This is a genomic window from Janthinobacterium sp. J1-1 (genome assembly GCF_030944405.1).
Taxonomy (GTDB): Bacteria; Pseudomonadota; Gammaproteobacteria; order Burkholderiales; family Burkholderiaceae_D; genus Janthinobacterium.
In genome coordinates this window covers 2,271,409-2,291,857 of sequence record NZ_CP132339.1, presented here as the reverse complement: position 1 = coordinate 2,291,857, position 20,449 = coordinate 2,271,409, and the positions used below count along the sequence as shown (strand labels likewise).

The window sequence follows — 20,449 nt, the reverse complement described above, 5'->3', positions numbered from 1 at the left end:
CGACGCACACGACAGCGGCGGGCACAGGCCTGCTTTTCAGACAGCGATACGGGGAGTTCCAATGACAATCACTAACAAGCGCGCCATGCTGGCGCCGAAGATCATGGCCGTGGCCATCCTTGCCGCCTTAGCCGCACCAGTCCAGGCGCAGACGCAGGAACAGAGCCTGCCGGAAGTCCAGGTCAGCGCGCAGGCCGCAGCTGGCGCCACCACCGAAGGCAGCGGTTCCTACACCACCGGCAGCATGAATGCGGCCACGCGCCTGAACCTGTCCGTGCGCGAAACCCCGCAGTCGGTCAGCGTGGTCACGCGCCAGCAGATGGATGACATGAATATCCGCTCGGTGGAAGACATCGTCAATATCACGCCGGGCTTGACGCTGAACAAGGGCGCCACCGAACGCGCCAGCTTCTATTCGCGCGGTTTCGCCATCAGCAATTTCACCGAAGACGGACTGACCATGTCGGGCGACGGCGACACGCTCGGTTTCGCCACCCTGGCCATGTACGACCGCGTGGAAGTGCTGCGCGGCGCGGCCGGCATGCTCAATGGCGTGGGCAACCCGTCGGGCACCATGAATTTCGTGCGCAAGCGCCCGACGGCCGACAATGAAGTGTCGGTCACGGGCAGCGTCGGCCGCTACCACGACTACCGCGGCGAGGTCGATGCGCGCGGCGCGCTGAACGCCAACGGTTCCGTGCGCGGCCGCGCCGTGGCCGCCTACCAGGACGGCGACACCTTTATTTCGAACTACGGCCACAAGCGCGCCCTGCTGTACGCCACCGTTGACGCCGACATCACGCGCGACACCACCCTCGGCGTGGGCTTCCACGTCAACGACGAGCGCAATCCCGGCTCGACCTGGTATGGCTTGCCGACCGCGCTGGACGGCAGCTTCCTGCCGCTGGACCGCTCGGCCAGCAATGCGCCCGACTGGACTTTCTGGAACAAGAAGAACACGCGGCTGTTCGCCGAAGTGGAACACCGCCTGGCCAACGGCTGGAAGCTCAAGATTGCCGCCCAGGCGCTCGACGATGAACTCGATTCCATCGTCACCGGCGTGGCCCGCGTGCCGCGCACCAACCTGTTCCGCCTGAGCGCGGCCAACGCCTTTATCTATGACCGCCAGCAGCGCATCCTGGACGCGCAGGCGTCCGGGCCATTCAGCCTGCTGGGGCGCCGCCATGAAATCGTCTTCGGCGCCAACTACCGCACGCGCGACACGGAAGACAAGGGCTACAAATCGGTGCCCGATTACAGCTATGCCTTCGACCCTGTCAGCTGGAATACGGCGGCCCCCGTCAAGCCCGTGATCGGCACGTTCTACTACGGACAAAATACCGAAACCACCCAGAAAAGCGTCTACACGACGGCCCGCTTCAGCCTGGCCGACCCGCTGGCCCTGCTGGTGGGCGGGCGCGTCGACTGGTATGAATACGGCGCCCTCAATCCCCTGACCCAGGTGCGTTCGGGCTACAAGGTGAGCCAGGAAGTGACGCCCTACGTGGGCCTGGTGTACGACCTCGACGCCCACCACTCGCTGTACGGCAGCTGGACCAGCATCTTCAATCCGCAAAGCGCGCTCGACAAGAATGGCGTGCTGCTCGACCCGGTCACGGGCACCAATATGGAAGCGGGCGTGAAAGGCGAGTACTTCGGCGGCGCGCTGAATGCGTCGGCCGCCGTGTTCCGCATCGTGCAGGAAAACCTGGCCACCTCGCTGCCGCTGGCGCAGTGCGGCCCGGGCCTGCTGTCGTGCTCGGAAGCGGCCGGCGAAGTGCGCAGCCAGGGCGTGGAACTGACCATCGCCGGCGCGATCACGCCACGCTGGCAGGTGAGCGCGGGCCTGACCTACAACACGGCCGAATACACCAAGGCCCAGGGCAGCAACCAGGCCGGCGCGCGCTATGCGGCGGAGCGCCCGAGCCGTTTGTTGCGCCTGTCCACCAACTACCGCCTGCCGGGCGATTGGAGCGCCTGGCGCGTGGGCGCGGCGCTGCGTGCACAAAACCAGATCTACAAGACCAACAGCGCCATCCGCCAGGGCGGCTATGCGATCGCCGACCTGAACGCGGGCTGGCAGGCCAGCAAGCAGCTGGACGTGCGCCTGAGCCTGACCAATCTGTTTGACCGCAGCTACTACCAGGCCATCAGCGGCATCGACAGCGGCAATGCGTTTGGCGAACCGCGCAGTGCCGTGCTGACGGCGAAATATACGTTTTAAGCGAGGACGTGGCGCGCGACCACGGGCATACCGACCGCTGCCGGCGCGTCCGGCGCCGCGTGCAGCTTGAAAATGCTGACGGCGTCGGCCAGGCTGGCAGCCTGCTGCTGCAAGGCGTCCGCTGCGGCGGCCGCCTGTTCCACCAGGGCGGCGTTCTGCTGCGTTACGCCATCCATCTGGCTGACGGCCATGCTGATCTGCTCGATGCCGTCGCGCTGCTCGACGCTGGCCAGCCAATGCACTGCCCGCTTCCACCGTGCGCACCGAGTCGCCGATCAGCTGCTTGATCTCGCGCGCCGCTTCGGCGGAACGCTGCGCCAGGCTGCGCACTTCGGTGGCGACCACCGCAAAGCCGCGTCCCTGCTCGCCCGCGCGCGCCGCTTCCACCGCCGCATTCAGGGCCAGGATATTGGTCTGGAAGGCGATGCCGTCGATCACGCCGATAATGTCGACGATGCGCTTCGACGACGCATTGATGCTGCCCATGGTCTGCACCATCTGCGCCACCGCCGCACCGCCGCGCTGGGCCACGTCCGAGGCACTGCCGGCCATCTGGCGTGCCTGGTCGGCATTGTCATGATTCTGCCGCACGGTGGTGGTCAGCTCGATCATCGAGGCGGCCGTCTCTTCCAGCGAACTGGCTTGCTCCTCGGTGCGCGAAGACAGGTCCATATTACCTCTGGCAATTTCGCTGGAGGCCGTGGCAATCGCGTCGGTGCCGTCGCGCACGCGCCCGACAATGGCCGCCAGGTTGCCGCTCATGGCCTTCAAGGCACGCAGCAGGTCGCTGATTTCATTACGGCCGCCATCGGCCACCACCGCGCGCAGGTCGCCCTGCGCCACTTGCTGCGCAATGCCGACCGCCGCGGAAAGCGGACGCGTGATGCTGCGTATCAGCCACCAGACGGTGACGCTGCCGATCAGCAGGGTCAGCAACACCGTGGCCAGCATGGCGATGGTGGCGCTGCGGTGCGCGGCCTCGTCCTCTTCCTTCATCTGCGCCATCAGGCTGTGCGACTGCTTGCCGATGGTGGCGACGATGGCGTCGATCTGGCGCGTCGGCTCGCGGTCCTTGCCCTTGACCAGCGCATCGACAAGCTGCGCGCTGTCGGCGCGCGCGCCATCGTATTGCTGCAAGGCCGCCAGGTAGGCGACGCCCAGCGCATCATGCGCCTGCACGGCCTGTTCGACAGGCTGGGTGTCGAGCCGCAGGCCGGCCATCAGGGTGTGCAGCTGTTTCAGCTCCTTGCGCGTCTGCGCGCCGCTGACGACAAAGGCCTCGCGGTAGCGCCGGAAGGCAGCCGCGTCGCCGCCGCGCAGCAGGATGTTTTTCCATTCCTGCACCTGGATCTTGAATTCCACCTGCGCGCTGCGCGCCGTGTCGATGGCTTCCGTCAGGGCGACGGCCCGCTGCATGGCGTGTGCGCTGCGCGCGCTGGCCGCGTCGAGCGCGCTCCAGCCGCGCAGGCCGACGACGACCAGGGCGAGAAAGAAAAAGGCGCCCAGCAAGGCGAGGCGGGCGGATATTTTAAGATTGATGAATTGCATGGCATTCCTTTGTGTGACAGTGAAAAACTATCCAATTCTCACCGGACACAGAAATGATGCAGTGCACACAGCCAAAAACCAAGCAGGGTTTAATCGGCTTAAATATTTTCAGCGTAGAAACAACAAATTACATAACAAGGTTGACTGGATGGCCATGCTCTTCCGCTGCGACCATGACGATCCAGGCAAGCTTGCCAATCAGGACATCAAGGCAGCATGCGGCGCAACACGTCATCCTTGCGCACGCGGTGGTGATACAGGGCCGCCAGCACATGCAAGCCCACCACGCCCCAGGCCACCCACTTGCCCAGGAAGTGGTGCACGGCGTCCACCGGCGGCTCGAAACTTTCCCACGTCAGGCCGAAGATGGACGCCATCGCGTCGAACAGCGCGGTATCGCGAAACGACGGCACGGCAAACAGGCCGAAGTCCGTGTGCAGGCCGGTACCCGCGTAGCCGGTCAGCGGCAGCACGATCAGCAGGCCGTACAGCCCCCAGTGCGCGGCATGCGCCAGCCTGTGCTCCAGGGCGGAGCCGGGCGGGTCCAGCGGCTGCACGTCAAGCACCCGCCACGCAAGGCGCGGCAGCGCCAGCGCGCCCACCAGCAGGCCCAGCATCCAGTGCACGTTCAGCACCGGCAGCGTGCCGGGCGCTTCCTCGTCCAGGAACCAGATCACATAATAGACAACGAGATAGGCGCCGATAAAGGCGGCGGCGCTGGTCCAGTGAAAGAACTTGGCCAGCGCGCCAAACCGCTGGCGGTTATTTTTCCATTGCATGTGGGCGCTCCTGGGCGTTCGGAAGGTTGGCCTGGCGGACCAGCAGGCCGTTCAGCAGATGGTCGAGCGCGGCCTGCGATGCGGCCAGCCGCGCCGGCGGATCGCCATCGGCTTCGGCGATCCAGAAGGCCGCTTCGGTGACGGCGCCATACAGCATGCGCGCCGTCACGCCCGCATGCACGGGCCGCGCCACGCCGTCGTCGATCAGCCCTTGCAGGGCCGCCTCCAGCGCGGCGATGCCGAGCCGCTGGTGCGCCTGCTGCACGTCGCCGAACATGGCGCGCGCGTCCTGCAGGATGATGCGGCGCAGCTCGGGCACCAGCGCCAGCTCCAGGTAGCCCTGGCAGCGGCGCCGCAACGCTTCCCGGGTGGTGGGCGCGCTGTCGGCAATCGCCTGCAGGCGGGCGCCGACCTCGCCTTCGAGCTGGTCGATGACGGCCAGCAGCAGCTTTTCCTTGCTGCCGAAATGGTGGTACAGCGCGCCGCGGGTCAGGCCGGCGGCGGCCGTGAAATCGTCCATCGAGGTATGTGCATAGCCCTGTTCGGCAAAGGCAAGGCGCGCCGCGGCCAGCAGCCTGGCGCGGGTTTCCTCGATCATGGTGCTGCGGCGACGGCGCGGGCTTGCTACGGTGGATACGGTGGATACGGGCATGGGAATTCCTTTCACATACGCAGCGTATGTTATTCACATACGCCACGTATGTCAATATTGGAATGCCCTGCCGGGAGCGCCTCGGCTCCCTCTGGTCAGCGCGCCGCCGCCGTCGCGCCCGCAAACTCCTCGCGCAGCAGCGGATACAGGCGGCGGTAGCGGGCCAGGCGGTCGGCCAGCACGTTTGACGCCTGTGGCGCGATGGTTTCCTGTATTGCGGGACGGGTGCAGACCTCGGCGGGCGCGCGGCCGGTGACGGCCATCTGCGCCAGGCGCGCCGCGCCCATGGTGCCGCCGGCCACGCCATGGTCGTGGCGCAGCACGTTCAGGCCCGAGGCATTGGCGCACAGCTGCGCCCAGAAGCGGCTGCGCGAACCGCCGCCGACGAACGACGCTTCGCTCAAATGCGTGCCGGCGCTGCGCAGCGCCTCGTTGCCGTCGGCCATGGCAAACGCCACGCCTTCCATCGCCGCATATGCCAGGTCGGCGCGCCCGTGTTCGGTCGACAAGCCGAAAAACACGCCGCGCGCGGTGGCGTCGTTGTGCGGCGTGCGTTCGCCGCTCAGGTAAGGCAGGAAGATCGGCGCCTTGCGCGCGTCGACTTTTTCGGCCAGGCTGGCCAGCTCGCCGATATCGGACGATTGCGTCAGCTGCGCCACCCAGGACAGGCTCGACGCGGCGCTGAGGATCACGCTCATCTGGTGCCAGCGCTCGGGCAGGCAATGGCAGAAGGCATGCACGCCCTGGCCGGGATTCGGCGCATAGCCGTCGCTACCGGCAAACAGCACGCCCGAGGTGCCCAGCGACAGCAGGCCGGCGCCCGGCTCGACCACGCCCAGGCCGACGGCGGCGGCCGCATTGTCGCCGGCGCCGCCGGCCAATATCACCGGGTGGCTGATGCCCCATTCCTGGCACAGCGAAGCGCGCACCTGGGCGGCGGCGGCGCTGCCTTCGACCAGGCGCGGCATATGCTCGCGCGTGAGGCCGGTGGCGGCCAGCATGCGGTCGGACCAGTCGCGTTTGGCCACGTCCAGCCACAAGGTGCCGGACGCGTCGGACATGTCGGACACGCAGTCGCCCGTCAGCCGCAGCGCCACGTAATCCTTGGGCAGCAGCACGGTGGCGGTGGCGCGGAACAGCGCCGGCTCGTATTTTTGCAGCCACAGCAGCTTCGGTGCCGTAAACCCCGGCATGGCCTGGTTGCCCGTGATGGCGCGCGACTCGGGCACCAGCGCTTCGAGTTCCACGCATTCGGCAAACGAGCGCGTGTCGTTCCACAAAATGGCGGCGCGCAGCACGTGCTGCTGCTTGTCGAGCAGGGTCGCGCCATGCATCTGGCCCGACAGCGCAATGCCGCGCAGGCCCGAAAATGCCACCGGCTGGGCGGCACGGATGGCCGCGATCACGTCCAGCGTGGCGTGCCACCAGTCCTCGGGATTCTGCTCCGACCAGCCCGGATGGGGGCTGGCCACGCGCAGGGTCACGCCGCTGCTGGCCAGGATGGTTTGCGCGTCATCTGTGAGGATGGCCTTGACTTCGGAAGTGCCGATATCGATACCAAGATAAGTCATGTGATTCCAAAAAGTGATCTAGGGGCCGTCAGGCTGACGGGTCGGACATATTCATCAACAGGCAGGAGCGAAACTTCGATGGCGACATCTGCTTGTGCGCCAAAAACTGGCGGTTGAAATTGGACAGATTGTTAAAGCCAGTGCGGTAGCAGATATCGGTCACCTTCAGGTCGGTGTTCATCAGCAGCTCGCAGGCCAGCGCAATGCGTTCCTGGTTCACGTACTGGATGAACGAGGTGCCGGTGTGCTTGCGGAAGAAACGCGTGAACTTGAGCGTGTTCATTTCGGCCACGTCGGCCACGTCCTGCTCGCAAAAGTCCAGCGTGATGTTCTGCTTGATATACGCCAGCACCTGGTTGATGGTGGACGACATGTAGCGCCCCGCCTGCGCCATATAGGTGACGCTGGCCAGCGGACGGCGTTCGCGGCACTCGCACAGGGTGCCGAACAGGCGCGCGAACAGCTCGACCCGGCGCAGGCCCTGCGCCGTCGTCAGCTCCTGCATCAGCGGCACCAGGCGCAGGCCCAGCGCATCGGGAAACTGCAAGCCGCGCGACGCCTCGCCCATCAAGGACTTCAACGGCGCCAGCTCGGGAAACAGCAAGGTGCAGCGCTCGATGAAATCGCTGGAAAACTGCAGCACCAGGTCCCGCTCGGGCAGCACCATGCCTTCGGGCAATTCGCTGACCCAATTGTGCGGCAAATTGGGCCCGGTCAGTATCAGGTTGCCCGGCCCGTAGCTGCCGATATGGTCGCCGATAAAAAACTTGCCGGTCGAGGTGATGATGAAATGCAGCTCGTACTCGGGGTGAAAATGCCATTTGGCCACCGTGTGCGGAAAGCCGTGCGCCCACGCACGAAACGATTCGTACGATGGCTTGTAGATCACTTCCAGGTCTGGTGTCACGGCGTCTCCCCTGCACGGTCTCGATGGCGGTATTCTAACGGTTTGCCGCCAGCGCCAAGCCGTTTTCGGCGTCGAACAGGTGGATATGTTCTTCGTCAAACGCCAGCGCCAGCGACTGTCCGATTTGCGCCACGCTGTTGGCGGCATTGGCCGGCAGCAGCGCCGATAAAGTCAGCTCGCCGCACTGGAAACTGGTCAAAGCTTCCGCGCCCAGCAATTCCACCAGGTCGATGGTGCAGTCCAGGCCGTGGCTGGTGCTGCCCTCCTGCCGGTCCTGCGCGGTGGCGGTGCGCAAGTGGTTCGGGCGCAGGCCGAACACCACCTTCGTGCCGGCCACCAGCGAGGTAAAGCGGCTGGAGGTCAAGCGCCAGCGCCGGCCGGCGCACGCCAGCACCGGGTCAGTCCCTTCTTTTTCGATCACGCCATCGATGAAATTCATCGCCGGCGTGCCGATAAAGCCGGCCGCAAACAGGGTGCGCGGATGGTTGTAGAGTTCCGCCGGCGTGCCGATCTGCTCGATATGGCCGCCCTTCATCAGCACCACGCGGTCGGCCAGCGTCATCGCTTCGAGCTGGTCGTGGGTGACGTATAAAGTGGTGGTGCGCAGGCGCCGGTGCAATCGCTTGATATCGGCGCGCAGCTGCGCGCGCAGCTTGGCGTCCAGGTTCGACAGCGGTTCGTCGAACAGGAATACCTGCGGCGTCTTGATCATCGCGCGCGCGATCGCCGTGCGCTGCTGCTGGCCGCCCGACATGGCGCGCGGCTTGCGCTCCAGCAGCGTATCGAGGCTGAGGATGGCCGCCACCTCGCGCACGCGGCGATCGATCTCGTCGTTCGGCACCTTCAGGCGGCGCAGGCCGAAGGCGATATTGTCGTACACCGTCATGTGCGGGTACAGCGCGTAGTTCTGGAACACCATCGCCACGTTGCGCGCGCGCGCCGGCAGGTCGTTGACGACGGCGCCGGCGATATGCAGCTCGCCGCCGCTGATGTCTTCCAGGCCCGCGATCATGCGCAGCAGGGTCGATTTGCCGCAGCCCGAAGGCCCCAGCAGGACGATGAATTCGCCGTCGGCTATGTCCAGGTCGAACGGCTGCAGCACGGCCGTCTTGTGGTCATAGGTCTTGTACAGCTGCCTGCAGGCGATATTGGCCATATTATTGTCTCCGTGATGACTGGCTCAGGCCAGTTCTATCTGTATCTTGACGTCGCCGGGCAAGGCCTTGGCCGCCTCGTCGAAGGCCTGCACGCCGTCGGCAAAGCCGAAGGTGCGCGAGATGAAAGGCTTGACGTCGATCTTGCCCGAGCCGAGCAAGGCGATCGCGCGCGGGAAGATGTTCGCGTAGCGGAACACCGACTCGATGCGCACTTCCTTGGCCTGGATGGCGACAATGTCAAAAGGGACTTTATCGGGCGGCATGCCGACCAGCACCAGGCAGCCGTTGGGGCACAGCAGGTCGATGATGTTGTCGTAGGCGCGCATGCTGCCGCTGGCCTCGAAGACGATATCGGCGCCCCAGTCGCCGGTCAGCTCGCGCACCGTGTCCGCCAGGTTCACCTGGCGTATGTCGACCGTGGTGACGGCCGGATTGTCGGCAAACAGCGCCAGCTTTTCCGCCACCAGGTCGGCCAGGATCACGCGCGAGCAGCCGCCCGCCAGCGCCGCCAGCGCATTCATCGCGCCGATGGTGCCGGCGCCGATCACCACCGCCACGTCGCCCGGCTTGATGGCCGCCTTCTTGGCCGCCTGCAGGCCGATCGCCAATGGTTCGACGATGGCGCCTTCGCCGAAGCTGACGTTGTCGGGCAGCTTGAAGGTGAACGCGGCCGGATGCACCACGTAGGGCGTGAGGCAACCGTGGATGGGCGGCGTGGCCCAGAAGCGCACGGCAGGGTCCAGGTTGTACAGGCCGCGCATGGTGGCCGGCGAATCGAACTGCGGCACGCCCGGCTCCATGCAGACGCGGTCGCCCACCTTCAGGTGCGTCACTTCCGCCCCCACTTCGGCCACCACGCCCGACGCTTCATGGCCCAGCACCATCGGCGCTTCGACCGCGAACGGACCGATGCGGCCATGCTTGAAGTAGTGCACGTCGCTGCCGCAGATGCCGACCGTGTGGATCTTGATTTTCACGTCGCGCGGACCGACGGCGAGGGCAATGTCGATGTCGCGCAGGGTGATGGAATGCGCTTGTTCCAGTACGAGAGCTTGCATGATTGAAGTCCTTTGTCTATTTGTGTTTGAGCATGGAGTTGAGCAGCCGGCCCAGGATGCCGACGAACAGCAGCGGCGGCAGCGCCAGCAGCACGGTGGAGGCGTTGACCACGCCCCACGGCACTTCCTGGCCCATCGAGGTGAAGGCCGAGGCGATCACCGGCAAGGTCACGCTTTTCGATGACGTCAGCGCCAGCGCGATCATCAGTTCGTTCCAGACCAGCACGAAGCTGAAGACGATGCCGCCCATCAGGGTTTTCGAGGCCACCGGCAGGGCCACCTTCCAGAACACCTGGTAGGGGCCATAGCCGTCCAGCGCGGCCGCTTCCTCGATCTCTTTCGGGATGCGCGCAAAGGCGGGAATCGACAGCCAGATAATGGTCGACAGGGTCACCAGCAGATACGTCACCACCATCGACAGGCGAGAGTCGTACAGGCCCAGGTCGATCCAGATCGAGATCAGCGGTATCGCCACGGCCACCGGCGGCAGGAAGCGCAGCGAGAGCAGGAAGAACTGGATATCCTTCTTGGCCGGCACCGGATAGCGGGCGATCGCATACGCGGCCGGCACGCCCAGCACGGCGCCGAGCAGCACGGCGATGCCGACGATGGCCACGCTGTTGCCCAGGCCCGTGAGGACTTCGGGGCTGGCCAGCACCTGCCGGTAATTGGCCAGGGTCGGGCTGAAGATAAAGCGCGGCACCGGCGTGACGATGTCCATCAGATCCTTGAAGGAATTGAGCACGGCCCACAGGATGGGGAACAGCGCCACCAGCACGATGGCGGTCGTGATGGCGGTGGTGGCAACGCGGTCCGCGCCGCGCGTCAAAGTCAGTTTTCCCATTTGGCGACCCGTTTCCACAGCAAGGTAAAGATGATGGTGGTGGCGATCATCATCAGCACGGCCATGCTGGACGCATACGAGATCTTGCCCATCAGGCCGATCCCCTGCGCATACGCATACATGTCCAGCGTTTCGGTGGCGATGCCGGGGCCGCCCTTGGTCATCACGTAGATCAGGTCGAACGAACGCAGCGACTCGACCATCTTGATGAACACCAGGCTCATGATCGGCACCTTGAGCATGGGCAGCGCGATATACGCATATACCTGCAAGGTAGACGCGTAATCGAGGCGGGCCGCCTCCAGCGGTTCGGGCGGCAGCGTTTCCAGCAGTTTCAGGATCACGGCGCCGAAGAACAGGCCCCACTGCCAGATATCGACCAGCGCCACCGCATACAGCGCCGTGGCCGGATCGGACAGCAGCGCCGTGCCGCCCAGGCCCACGCATTCGAGCATCCAGTTGAGGATGCCCATCAGCGGCGAGTACATGAACTTCCAGATAAACGCGGCCGACACGCGCGGCAGCAGCACCGGCACGATCAGCAGCAGCGCGATCACGTCACGCGTGCGGCCCTTCACTTTTTCGAACAGGAACACGGCCAGCAGCACGCCGACAATCAGCGAACCGGCGACGGTCACCACTTCCCACACGGCCGAGACCTGCACGGCGTTCATGAAGCGGCGGTCGCCAAACAGGCGAATGAAATTGGCCAGCCCCACGTATTCGCTGTCGCGGTAGCGCAGCACGCGGTTTTGCAGGGCCAGGTTGATGGCGGCAATGGTGGGCACCAGGCCCAGCACCAGCAATACCAGCAGCGGCAGCGTGAGGAACACCGCTGGCAGCCAGGTATGGCGTTTTTTTCGGATGGAGTGCGGCATAAGTGGTGACTTTCAGGCGAGAAGATGCAAGCGCTGGCTTTAGCACAAACGCAAGAGCTGGGGTCAGACCCGCCGGGTCTGCCCCCTGATTTCAGCTGCTGGGGATCGTCAGCGCTATCGGCTTATTTACGCTTCTTCGCCCGCGCCATCACATCGGTCGCATACTCGTTCGCCTCGTCGAGCGCGCTTTGCACGTCGCCGCGGGTGCCGGTAAACACTTCTTCCAGCACCACGCCCAGGTTGTCGCCAATGTCCGGCCACTCGGGGCTAGGCCAGATGGTGACGCGCGAGACCGGCGTGGTGTCGGTCAGGCCGGCCTGGATCTGCGGCTTGACGTGCTTGCGGAAGTAGTCGCTGTTGATGGTGCTGCTGCGGTTGTAGTCGCTGAAGACGTTGTCCTTCAGGCGCGCCTGTTCCTGCTCCTTGCCGGTGGCAAACGCGATGAACTTGCCGGCTGCCTGGCGCGTGCATTCGTCTTTCGCGCCCGAGGTGGAAATGGCCAGGCCGTGGCCGTAGGCGGCCGAGGCCAGCGGCGCCGGCGGGCGCACATAGCCGACCTTGTCGACCACCGAGGATTTTTTCGGGTCTTCCATCCAGTCGGCGAACGGCGTCGACTCGATCATGAAGGCGACCTTGCCCGACCTGAACGCTTCGAGCGCATTGCTCCAGTCATAGGTGGCGCCACCGGGCGGCGCGTACTTGAACAGGTCGCGATAGAGGATGGTGGCTTTCACGGCCTGCGCCGAATTGAAGCTTGGTACGCCATTGTTTTCCCACTTGCCGCCGGCAGCGAGCATGAACGGCGCCCAGCGCCAGACATTCATGCCCGAGCCGCGCTGGCCACGCGCGGCCCAGCCATAAACACTCGGAGGACTATGCATTTTTTTCACTGCCGCCACCAGTTCGTCGAGCGTCTTCGGCACGGCGATGCCGGCCTTTTCCAGCAGGTCGCGGCGGTAGAACAGGAAGTCGCTGCCGCCGATCAGCGGTGCGAAATAGGCCACGCCGTTGTACGAAGCGACGGCGCGGCGGCCCGGCAGGAAATCGTCGTAGTCGGCCTCTTTCGGCAGGTATTTGAGCAGTGGCACCACCCAGCCGGCGGTGGCAAATTCGGCCACATTGGCTTCGTCGATGTAATACACCTGGTAGGAGCCGGCCTTGGTGGAAGCGTCGAGCCTGGCCTTGGAGCGGCGGTCGTTCTCGCCGAAATAGCTGATTTGCACCTTGGTGCCGCTGGCCTTTTCATAGTCGGCCAGGGTCTTTTCCATCACGGTGAGGCCCAGGCTTTTTTGCGCCAGTACCTTGAGCACGGGCACCTTGCAGCTTTGCGCCGAGGCGTCGGCAAACCCGGCGGACATGAGGGCGCCCCATGCGATAGCAGTCATGATTTTCATAACACGTCTCCATTTTTATAGTCCGGCGGTTTTCCACCGGTGACACCACTATAAAAACAAAGACGGCCCGCCACCACTGCAAAAGCGGCCAGTTTTCAAATACTATTTTTCAGCAAGACGACCTCCATGCCGGCCGCGCCGTACTGATATTTTTCGGCCAGAACAATATATAAATCCGCTTGATTTATCAATTAACCGAGAGTATATTTGCCTCGGGTACCGCCACTTGGCGGCCGCCCCCAGGCCGAGGCATACGCCCTGCCGGTAAAAAACAAGAGATTCTGGAGACAACACAATGAACGTCAAACAATGCATCGCACTGGCTGTCCTGACGGCGGCCGGCGGCGCCGCCATGGCCGAAGAACCGATCGTCGGCCTGATCACCAAGACCGATACCAACCCCTTCTTCGTGAAGATGAAGGAAGGCGCGCAGCAACGCGCAAAACTGAAGGGCGCCAAGCTGCTGACGGCGGCCGGGCGCGCCGACGGCGACAACGCCGGCCAGGTCACGGCGATTGAAAACATGGTGGCCGCCGGCGCCAAGGCGATCATGATCACCCCCAGCGATTCGAAAGCCATCGTGCCGGCCATCAAGAAGGCGCGCGCCGCCGGCGTGCTGGTGATCGCCCTCGACAGCCCGACCGAGCCGCAGGACGCGACCGACGCGCTGTTCGCCACCGACAACTACAAGGCCGGCACGCTGATCGGCCAATACGCCAAGGCCGCCTTCGCCGGCAAGCCCGCCAAGATCGCCATGCTGGACCTGTTCCCGGGCCATCCGGTGGGGATTGCCCGCCACAACGGTTTCCTGGCCGGTTTCGGCGCGCCGGGCATCAGCGCCAAGACGGTCGCACCGGCGAAAACCGCCGACGTGGTGTGCATGGCCGACAGCTTCGGCGACCAGGGCAAGGGCCAGACGGCGATGGAAAACTGCCTGCAGAAAAATCCCGACATCAATCTGGTGTACACCATCAACGAACCGGCCGCCGCCGGCGCCTACAAGGCGCTCAAGGCGCTGGGCAAGGAAAAGAACGTGATGATCGTCTCGGTCGACGGCGGCTGCGCCGGCGTGCGCGACGTCAAGGCCGGCGTCATCGCGGCGACCTCGCAGCAATATCCGCTGAACATGGCGGGCCTGGGCGTCGAGGCCGGCGTCGAGTACGCCAAGAACGGGAAGAAGGCCAGCGGCTACGTCGACACCGGCGTCACCCTGATCAGCGACAAGCAGCAGCCAGGCGTCGAGAGCCGCGACACGGCGTTCGGCCTGAACTCCTGCTGGGGTAAATAAGCCCACGCCGGCGGCCTTGCCGAGTGCGGCCGCCGGCGCGCCCTCTTTTCCCCTTTTGAATATGGATAACAGATGCGTTCCACCGTTCCAACATTTATGCCGCCACTCTCGAAACTGGGCCCGGTCATTGCCCTGCTCGCCGCCTGCGCATTCTTCGCGTCGCAAAGCGACCGCTTCCTCAGCAGCCAGAATTTTTCCCTGATTTTGCAGCAGGTCATGGTCGTCGGCATCATCGCCATCGGCCAGACCCTGATCATCCTGACCGCCGGCATCGACCTGTCCTGCGGCATGGCGATGGCGCTGGGCTCGGTCATCATGACCAAATTCGCCGTCGACCTCGGCATGAACCCGTATCTCGCGGTATTGTGCGGCATCGCCGTCACCGTGCTGATCGGCTTCATCAACGGCGCGCTGGTCACCTCGATCAAGCTGCCGGCGTTTATCGTCACGCTGGGCACGATGAACATTGCCTTCGCCGTCACGCAGTTGTACTCGCAGGCCCAGACCGTCACCGGCCTGCCGGAAGCGATGGGTTTTTTCGGCAACACCTTCCAGCTCGGCCAGGCCACCTTCACCTACGGCACCGTGCTGATGCTGGGCATGTACGTGCTGACCTGGCTGTACCTGCGCGAGACGGCGCCCGGCCGCCACCTCTATGCCGTCGGCAACAATCCGGAGGCGGCCCGCCTGACCGGCATCGCCACGAATAAAGTGCTGCTGGGCGTCTACATGATCGCCGGGATGTGCTACGGCATCGCCGCGCTGATGTCGGTGGCGCGCATGGGCGTGGGCGACCCGCAGGGCGGCCAGACCGACAACCTCGACAGCATCACCGCGGTCGTGCTCGGCGGCACCAGCCTGTTCGGCGGGCGCGGTTCGATCATGGGCACCCTGGTCGGCGTGCTGATCGTCGGCGTGTTCCGCAACGGCCTGACCTTGATGGGCGTGTCCTCGGTGTACCAGATCCTGGTGACGGGCATCCTGGTCATTCTGGCAGTGGCAACCGATCAACTGACACACAAGAAAGGTTGATGAGCATGACGACACATGTACAACCCGTATTCCAGGCCCGCGGCCTGGTCAAGCGCTACGGCAGCGTGACCGCCCTCGACGGCACCGATTTTGATTTGTTGCCGGGCGAGATACTCGCCGTGATCGGCGACAACGGCGCCGGCAAGTCCTCGCTGATCAAGGCCCTGTCGGGCGCCCTGGTACCCGACGCGGGCGAGATGCTGCTCGACGGCAAGCCGGTCCATCTCAAGTCACCGATCGACGCCCGCCGCTACGGCATCGAAACGGTGTACCAGGACCTGGCGGTGGCGCCGGCCATGACGATCGCCGAGAACCTGTTCCTCGGCCGCGAACTGCTGCGCAAGGGCATGCTGTCACGGTTCCTGCGCCTGATTGACAAGAAGCGCATGCTGGCCGAGGCGGAAGCCCATATGCACGATCTGAAGATCGGCATCCGTTCGATGAAGCAAGCCGTCGGCACCCTGTCGGGCGGCCAGCGCCAGGGCGTGGCCGTGGCGCGCAGCACGGCGTTTGCCAGGCACGTCGTGATCCTCGACGAACCAACCGCCGCGCTCGGCGTAAAGGAGGGCAATATGGTGCTGGAACTGATACGCAACGTGCGCGACCGCGGCCTGCCGGTGATCTTGATCAGCCACAACATGCCGCACGTGTTCGAGATCGCCGACCGCATCCACGTCCAGCGCCTGGGCAAGCGCGTCGCCGTCCTCGATCCGAAGCACATCAGCATGTCCGACACGGTGGCGGTGATGACGGGCGCCAAGAGCGCCGCCGAATTTCCGGAGGAAGCCCATGCTTAAGGGAATCGATCCTCTGCTCAGCCCTGAATTGCTGAAGATCCTGTGCGAAATGGGACATGGCGAGGAAATCGTGCTGGTCGACGCCAACTTCACCAGCCAGACCTTGGGCCAGGGCAAGCCGCTGGTGCGCCTGCCGGGCATCGGCCTGCAACGCGCCAGCGCGGCGCTGCTGTCGGTGTTTCCGCTCGACGCCATGGTCGACCAGCCGGTCGCCTTCATGAAGGTATGCCATACCCCCGACGGCTATCTGTCGGCGCTGCAGCGCACCATGCTCGAGCAGATCGCCGCCACCGGCAGCGCCGCGCCGGAGCAATGCGAGGCGGTCGAACGCTTCGCCTTCTACGAACGCGTCAAGGGCGCCTACGCCATCGTGCAGACCGGGGAAATGCAACCGTACGCCAATTTCCTGTTCAAGAAGGGCGTGATCAGCGAGGCGCTGGCGGCCTGAGTCCGGCTGGCTGCGCGCTTTACACCTGTTTCACTGGCGGGGCGTCGGATCTGTAATAAAATATCCTTCTTACGCCTGTAGAAATCGGACCCACCCCCACCATGTCAGACAGCTTTACCGTATCGTCCGCGCCGCCAGCGGCCATCGACGATGTTCAATGGCTGCAGCCGCGCGGCTCGAACCAGATGGGCATGAGCCAGTTCAACGAGCGGGTGGTGCTGCAGGCGGTGCGCTTGCACGGCAGCATGCCCAAGGCCGACCTGGCCCGGCTGACCAACCTGAGCACGCAAACGGTTTCCCTGATCATCAACCGCCTGCTCGGGGAGGGCCTGGTCAGCAAGCGCGCGCCGGTGCGCGGCAAGGTCGGCCAGCCGTCGGTGCCGATCATGCTCAATCCGGACGGCGCCTTCTCGATCGGCATCAAGATCGGCCGGCGCAGCCTCGACGTGTTGCTGGTCGACTTCGTCGGCAAGACGCGCGAGCGCCTGTCGCTGTCCTATCCATTTCCCGTCGCCGACACCGTGTTCGGCCAGATCGCGTCGGCGCTGCACAGCATGGCCGCGCGGCTGGGACCGAAGTTGCTGCCGCGCCTGTGCGGCGTCGGCATCGCCGCGCCGCTGGGCCTGGGCGGCTGGCAGAATCTGCTCGAGATGGCGCCGGAGCAAGCCAACGAGTGGGACCACATCGACATCCGCCAGCGCGTGCAGGCGATGACGGCGTTGCCGGTCGAGTTCGCCAAGGACACGTCCGCCGCCTGCGTCGCCGAACTGGTGCTCGGGCGCGGGCGCAGCATCAAGAACTTCCTGTACATATTCATCGACATCTTTATCGGCGGCGGCCTGGTCATCAACAGCCATTTGCACGGCGGCCTGCACGGCAACGCCGGCGCGGTCGGCTCCTTGCCGCTCGGCATGGCCACGCCCGGCGCCAAAAACCCGCCGGGCCAGTTGCTGGGCGACGCCTCCCTGTTCAACCTCGAGCAATTGTTCACCCTGGCCGGGCTGGACCCGGCCGCCGCCCACGACGAGCGTGCGTTGCAGGAACCGTTCGTCACGCACACCGCGGCCTGGCTCGACGACGCGGCGCGGGCCATCGCGCTGAGCATCAACAGCGCCACCTGCCTGCTCGACCTGGAGGGGGTGATTATCGACGGCTCCTTTGACCGCGGCCTGCTCGATCAGTTGCTGGCCCAGGTCGAGCGCGCGCTGGAATGCTATAGCTGGGAAGGCATCGCCCGGCCGCAGGTGCTCGGCGGCACCGTCGGCTCCGACGCGCGCGCCGTCGGCGGCGCCTTCCTGCCCCTGTACGCGCATTTCGCGCCGGACCGCGACCTGTTCCTCAAGTAAAGGTCCTGTCGCGTTGTTCTCTACAGGGATTAAGAAAAACTCTTGCGATAGATATTGATATCCTTGCCAGCGATGGGCTGGCGCGAAAAACGCTCGAAGCGCAAACCGAGCTTGTTGATCAGATTGATCGAGGGCTGGTTCTGCGGCGACACCAGGCCATACACCGCAGGCAGGCACAGCACCTCGCGTGCATGGCGCAGCACGCCGGATGCCGCTTCCCAGGCCAGGCCCTGGCCGCAATACGCGGGCAGCAGGGCGTAGCCGATATCGGGGCCGGGCATGGTGGCGCGCTTGATCAGGCCGCACATGCCGATCGCCACGCCGTCAGCGCGATGTTCGACGATATAAAAGGAGTAGCCCAGCTCGCGCTGCTGCGTGATCGGGCCCTGCTCCAGCGCCGCGCGGGCGGCGTCCACCGTATGGATCTGGCGGTCGCCGATGGTGGCCAGCCAGGTCGGCTCGTTCACCAGGCCGAGGAAGAATGCCGCATCGTCGACGCTGGCGGTGCGCAGCCGCAAACGCGGTGTTTCCATGATCGTCATGCCGGCCACTGCATCGGATCGCTGAGCAGCTGGTACATCACATACGCGTCCACATAGCCCAGTTGCGCGTGGCGATACGCCATCGGCAGGGTGCCGACCACCGTAAAGCCCAGCTTTTTCCACAAGGTGACGGCGGCCAGGTTGGTGCTGACGACAAAGTTGAACTGCATCGCCAGGAAACCGGCGCGGCGCGCTTCCTGCATGCAGTGCACGCCCATCATGCGGCCCACGCCCACGCCCTGCGCGGCCGGGTCGACCATGAAGGAGGCATTGGCCACATGGTTGCCGTGGCCGATCTGGTTGGCCACCAGCTTGTACATGCCCAGCAGGCGCTCGCTGCCCATCACGGCAACGAAGCTTTGCACGCCGGGGCCGAACCAGTAGGCGTGGCAGTCCTCGCGCGTGGCGCCGGCATCGAAGGTGTAGGTGTCGCCGGCGGCCACCAGGACCTGGAAGATTGCCCACATGGCGTCGAAGTCGGCCTCGACGGCCGGGCGGAGTTCAATTTCTTTCAAGGTGCTGCTCCCGATAACAAGTCATGGCCGATTGTATCAGCGCGCCAGGCGGAAGTTGACCGTTTCGGGCCGGCCCGGCAGTTGCAATCTAGCGCCGGCGCGCGGCGACTCGCTGATGACCTGCCCGCGGCGCAGCACCAGCCGGCGTGCCGCGCGCAGGCGCAGCGCTTCCACGGTGGAGCCGCAATCAAGGATCACCAGGTCGGCATGGCAGCCGGGCGCGATGCCGTAACCGTCCAGGCCCAGGATGGCGGCCGGCGTTTCGGTCACCGCCAGGAAGCAGTCGTGAATGGCTTGCTGGCCCGTCATCTGCGCCACGTGCAGGCCCATGTGCGCCACTTCCAGCATGTCGCCCGAGCCCAGGCTGTACCACGGGTCCATCACGCAGTCGTGGCCGAAGGCAACCGGGATGCCGGCCGCCAGCATCTCGGGCACGCGCATCATGCCGCGCCGTTTCGGATAGCTGTCGTGGCGGCCCTGCAGGGTGATGTTGATCAGCGGGTTGGCGATCGCCGCCACGCCCGCTTCGCGGATCAGGGGCAGCAGCTTGCTCACATAATAATTGTCCATCGAGTGCATGGAGGTGAGGTGCGAGCCGGTCACCCGGCCCTGCATGCCGAGGCGCTGCGCGTGGAAGGCCAGGGTTTCGATATGGCGCGACAGCGGGTCGTCCGATTCGTCGCAATGCATGTCGACCATCAGCCCCTGCTCGCAGGCGTATTCGCACAGCAGGCGCACCGACTCGGCGCCGTCGGCCATGGTGCGCTCGAAATGCGGGATGCCGCCGACCACGTCGACACCCATGGCGATCGCCCGTTTCAGGTTATCGAAAGCGTTCGGGCTGCGCAGGATGCCGTCCTGCGGAAACGCCACCAGCTGCAGATCGAGATACGGCGCCACTTGCCGCTTGACATCGAGCAGCGCTTCGACCGCCAGCAGGCGCGGATCGCAGATGTCGACGTGGGAACGGATGGCCAGCAGGCCGCGCGCCACGGCCCAGTCGCAATACTGCAACGCGCGCTCGACCAGCGCCTGCTGGGTCAGCTCGGGCTTCAGCTCGCCCCATAGCGCGATGCCCTCCAGCAAGGTGCCGGACGCGTTGACGCGCGGCAGGCCGTAGCTGAGCGTGGCGTCCATATGGAAGTGGGCGTCGACGAACGGCGGCGTGACGAGGTCGCCCTGCGCATCGATTTCGCGCCCGCCCGTGATGGGCAAGGCGGGCCCGACGGCGGCGATGCGGCCATGCTCGATGGCGATATCGATCGACTTGCGCCCATCGGGCAGGCTGGCGTTGCGGATAACGAGGTCCATGGTTTTCCTGGCAAGAGAGTGGCGGGATGAGGCGGCGGCAGAGCACGATGTTGCACTGCACGAATATAAATTAAAACCAAGGCAACAGCATAAACATAAAACAAGCATGTTGCGCGGCCGCAAATATCCCTGAATAAGGCAAAAGCCGATGGATAGTC

General features: G+C 64.9%; 17 protein-coding genes and 2 pseudogenes. 6 read left to right on the top strand and 13 right to left on the bottom strand.

Going from position 1 to position 20,449, the window contains the following annotated elements; genetic code table 11:
* The first annotated feature begins 61 nt into the window (after positions 1–61).
* Positions 62–2,224, top strand: a complete 2,163-nt coding sequence (locus tag Q8L25_RS10410) for a TonB-dependent siderophore receptor (RefSeq protein WP_308924754.1) — start codon at positions 62–64, stop codon at positions 2,222–2,224.
* On the opposite strand, the pseudogene Q8L25_RS10405 reads toward Q8L25_RS10410, so the two are convergent.
* From Q8L25_RS10405 to Q8L25_RS10360, 10 genes and pseudogenes are all read right to left on the bottom strand, one after another.
* Positions 2,221–3,772, bottom strand: a pseudogene (locus Q8L25_RS10405) (methyl-accepting chemotaxis protein). The gene Q8L25_RS10410 and the pseudogene Q8L25_RS10405 overlap by 4 nt on opposite strands.
* 206 nt (positions 3,773–3,978) lie before the next feature.
* The gene (locus Q8L25_RS10400; protein WP_308924753.1) at positions 3,979–4,551 is read right to left on the bottom strand and encodes a cytochrome b; all 573 of its coding nucleotides are present in this window, start codon (positions 4,549–4,551) and stop codon (positions 3,979–3,981) included.
* Positions 4,535–5,203, bottom strand: coding sequence for a TetR/AcrR family transcriptional regulator (locus Q8L25_RS10395; protein WP_308924752.1), 669 nt, complete (start codon positions 5,201–5,203; stop codon positions 4,535–4,537). The genes Q8L25_RS10400 and Q8L25_RS10395 overlap by 17 nt, the downstream gene beginning before the upstream one ends.
* Before the next feature lie 95 nt (positions 5,204–5,298).
* Positions 5,299–6,774 carry a xylulokinase gene (xylB, locus tag Q8L25_RS10390; protein ID WP_308924751.1) on the bottom strand — a complete coding sequence of 492 codons (1,476 nt, stop codon included), beginning with the start codon at positions 6,772–6,774 and terminating at the stop codon, positions 5,299–5,301.
* A 28-nt stretch (positions 6,775–6,802) separates the two neighbouring features.
* Positions 6,803–7,681 carry an AraC family transcriptional regulator gene (locus Q8L25_RS10385; RefSeq protein ID WP_308924750.1) on the bottom strand — a complete coding sequence of 293 codons (879 nt, stop codon included), beginning with the start codon at positions 7,679–7,681 and terminating at the stop codon, positions 6,803–6,805.
* 58 nt (positions 7,682–7,739) lie between these two features.
* Positions 7,740–8,837 (bottom strand): annotated as a pseudogene (locus tag Q8L25_RS10380) (ABC transporter ATP-binding protein); the annotation flags it as partial.
* Between the two features lie 24 nt (positions 8,838–8,861).
* Positions 8,862–9,896, bottom strand: coding sequence for an NAD(P)-dependent alcohol dehydrogenase (locus Q8L25_RS10375; protein WP_308924749.1), 1,035 nt, complete (start codon positions 9,894–9,896; stop codon positions 8,862–8,864).
* 16 nt (positions 9,897–9,912) lie between these two features.
* Positions 9,913–10,740, bottom strand: coding sequence for a carbohydrate ABC transporter permease (locus Q8L25_RS10370; protein ID WP_308924748.1), 828 nt, complete (start codon positions 10,738–10,740; stop codon positions 9,913–9,915).
* Entirely contained in the window at positions 10,728–11,618 is an 891-nt protein-coding gene (locus tag Q8L25_RS10365) for a sugar ABC transporter permease (protein WP_308924747.1), read from the bottom strand. The genes Q8L25_RS10370 and Q8L25_RS10365 overlap by 13 nt, the downstream gene beginning before the upstream one ends.
* Positions 11,619–11,740: 122 nt before the next feature.
* Complete coding sequence (locus Q8L25_RS10360) at positions 11,741–13,003, bottom strand: sugar ABC transporter substrate-binding protein (protein ID WP_308924746.1); 1,263 nt, start codon at positions 13,001–13,003, stop codon at positions 11,741–11,743.
* 304 nt (positions 13,004–13,307) lie between these two features.
* Here Q8L25_RS10360 and Q8L25_RS10355 point away from each other — a divergent pair, with 304 nt between their 5' ends.
* The 5 genes from Q8L25_RS10355 to Q8L25_RS10335 all read left to right on the top strand — a co-directional run bounded on the left by Q8L25_RS10355 (position 13,308) and on the right by Q8L25_RS10335 (position 17,923).
* Positions 13,308–14,300, top strand: a complete 993-nt coding sequence (locus Q8L25_RS10355) for a sugar ABC transporter substrate-binding protein (RefSeq protein ID WP_308924745.1) — start codon at positions 13,308–13,310, stop codon at positions 14,298–14,300.
* Positions 14,301–14,372: 72 nt separating this feature from the next.
* The gene (locus Q8L25_RS10350) at positions 14,373–15,332 is read left to right on the top strand and encodes an ABC transporter permease (RefSeq protein WP_308924744.1); all 960 of its coding nucleotides are present in this window, start codon (positions 14,373–14,375) and stop codon (positions 15,330–15,332) included.
* Positions 15,332–16,129, top strand: coding sequence for an ATP-binding cassette domain-containing protein (locus Q8L25_RS10345; RefSeq protein ID WP_308924743.1), 798 nt, complete (start codon positions 15,332–15,334; stop codon positions 16,127–16,129). Before Q8L25_RS10350 ends, Q8L25_RS10345 begins: the two co-directional genes overlap by 1 nt.
* Positions 16,122–16,577: an RbsD/FucU domain-containing protein gene (locus tag Q8L25_RS10340; protein ID WP_308924742.1), complete on the top strand. Its 456-nt coding sequence runs from the start codon at positions 16,122–16,124 to the stop codon at positions 16,575–16,577. Before Q8L25_RS10345 ends, Q8L25_RS10340 begins: the two co-directional genes overlap by 8 nt.
* A 101-nt stretch (positions 16,578–16,678) precedes the next feature.
* Complete coding sequence (locus tag Q8L25_RS10335) at positions 16,679–17,923, top strand: ROK family transcriptional regulator (protein WP_308924741.1); 1,245 nt, start codon at positions 16,679–16,681, stop codon at positions 17,921–17,923.
* Positions 17,924–17,952: 29 nt separating this feature from the next.
* On the opposite strand, the gene Q8L25_RS10330 is transcribed toward Q8L25_RS10335, so the two are convergent.
* The 3 genes from Q8L25_RS10330 to Q8L25_RS10320 are packed head-to-tail and all read right to left on the bottom strand — an operon-like array spanning position 17,953 to position 20,291.
* Positions 17,953–18,465 carry a GNAT family N-acetyltransferase gene (locus Q8L25_RS10330; RefSeq protein WP_308924740.1) on the bottom strand — a complete coding sequence of 171 codons (513 nt, stop codon included), beginning with the start codon at positions 18,463–18,465 and terminating at the stop codon, positions 17,953–17,955.
* Positions 18,462–18,980: a GNAT family N-acetyltransferase gene (locus tag Q8L25_RS10325; RefSeq protein ID WP_308924739.1), complete on the bottom strand. Its 519-nt coding sequence runs from the start codon at positions 18,978–18,980 to the stop codon at positions 18,462–18,464. The genes Q8L25_RS10330 and Q8L25_RS10325 overlap by 4 nt, the downstream gene beginning before the upstream one ends.
* A 36-nt stretch (positions 18,981–19,016) precedes the next feature.
* A complete protein-coding gene (locus Q8L25_RS10320) occupies positions 19,017–20,291 on the bottom strand; it encodes an amidohydrolase family protein (RefSeq protein WP_308924738.1) in 1,275 nt (424 codons plus the stop codon).
* Positions 20,292–20,449: the final 158 nt, after the last annotated feature.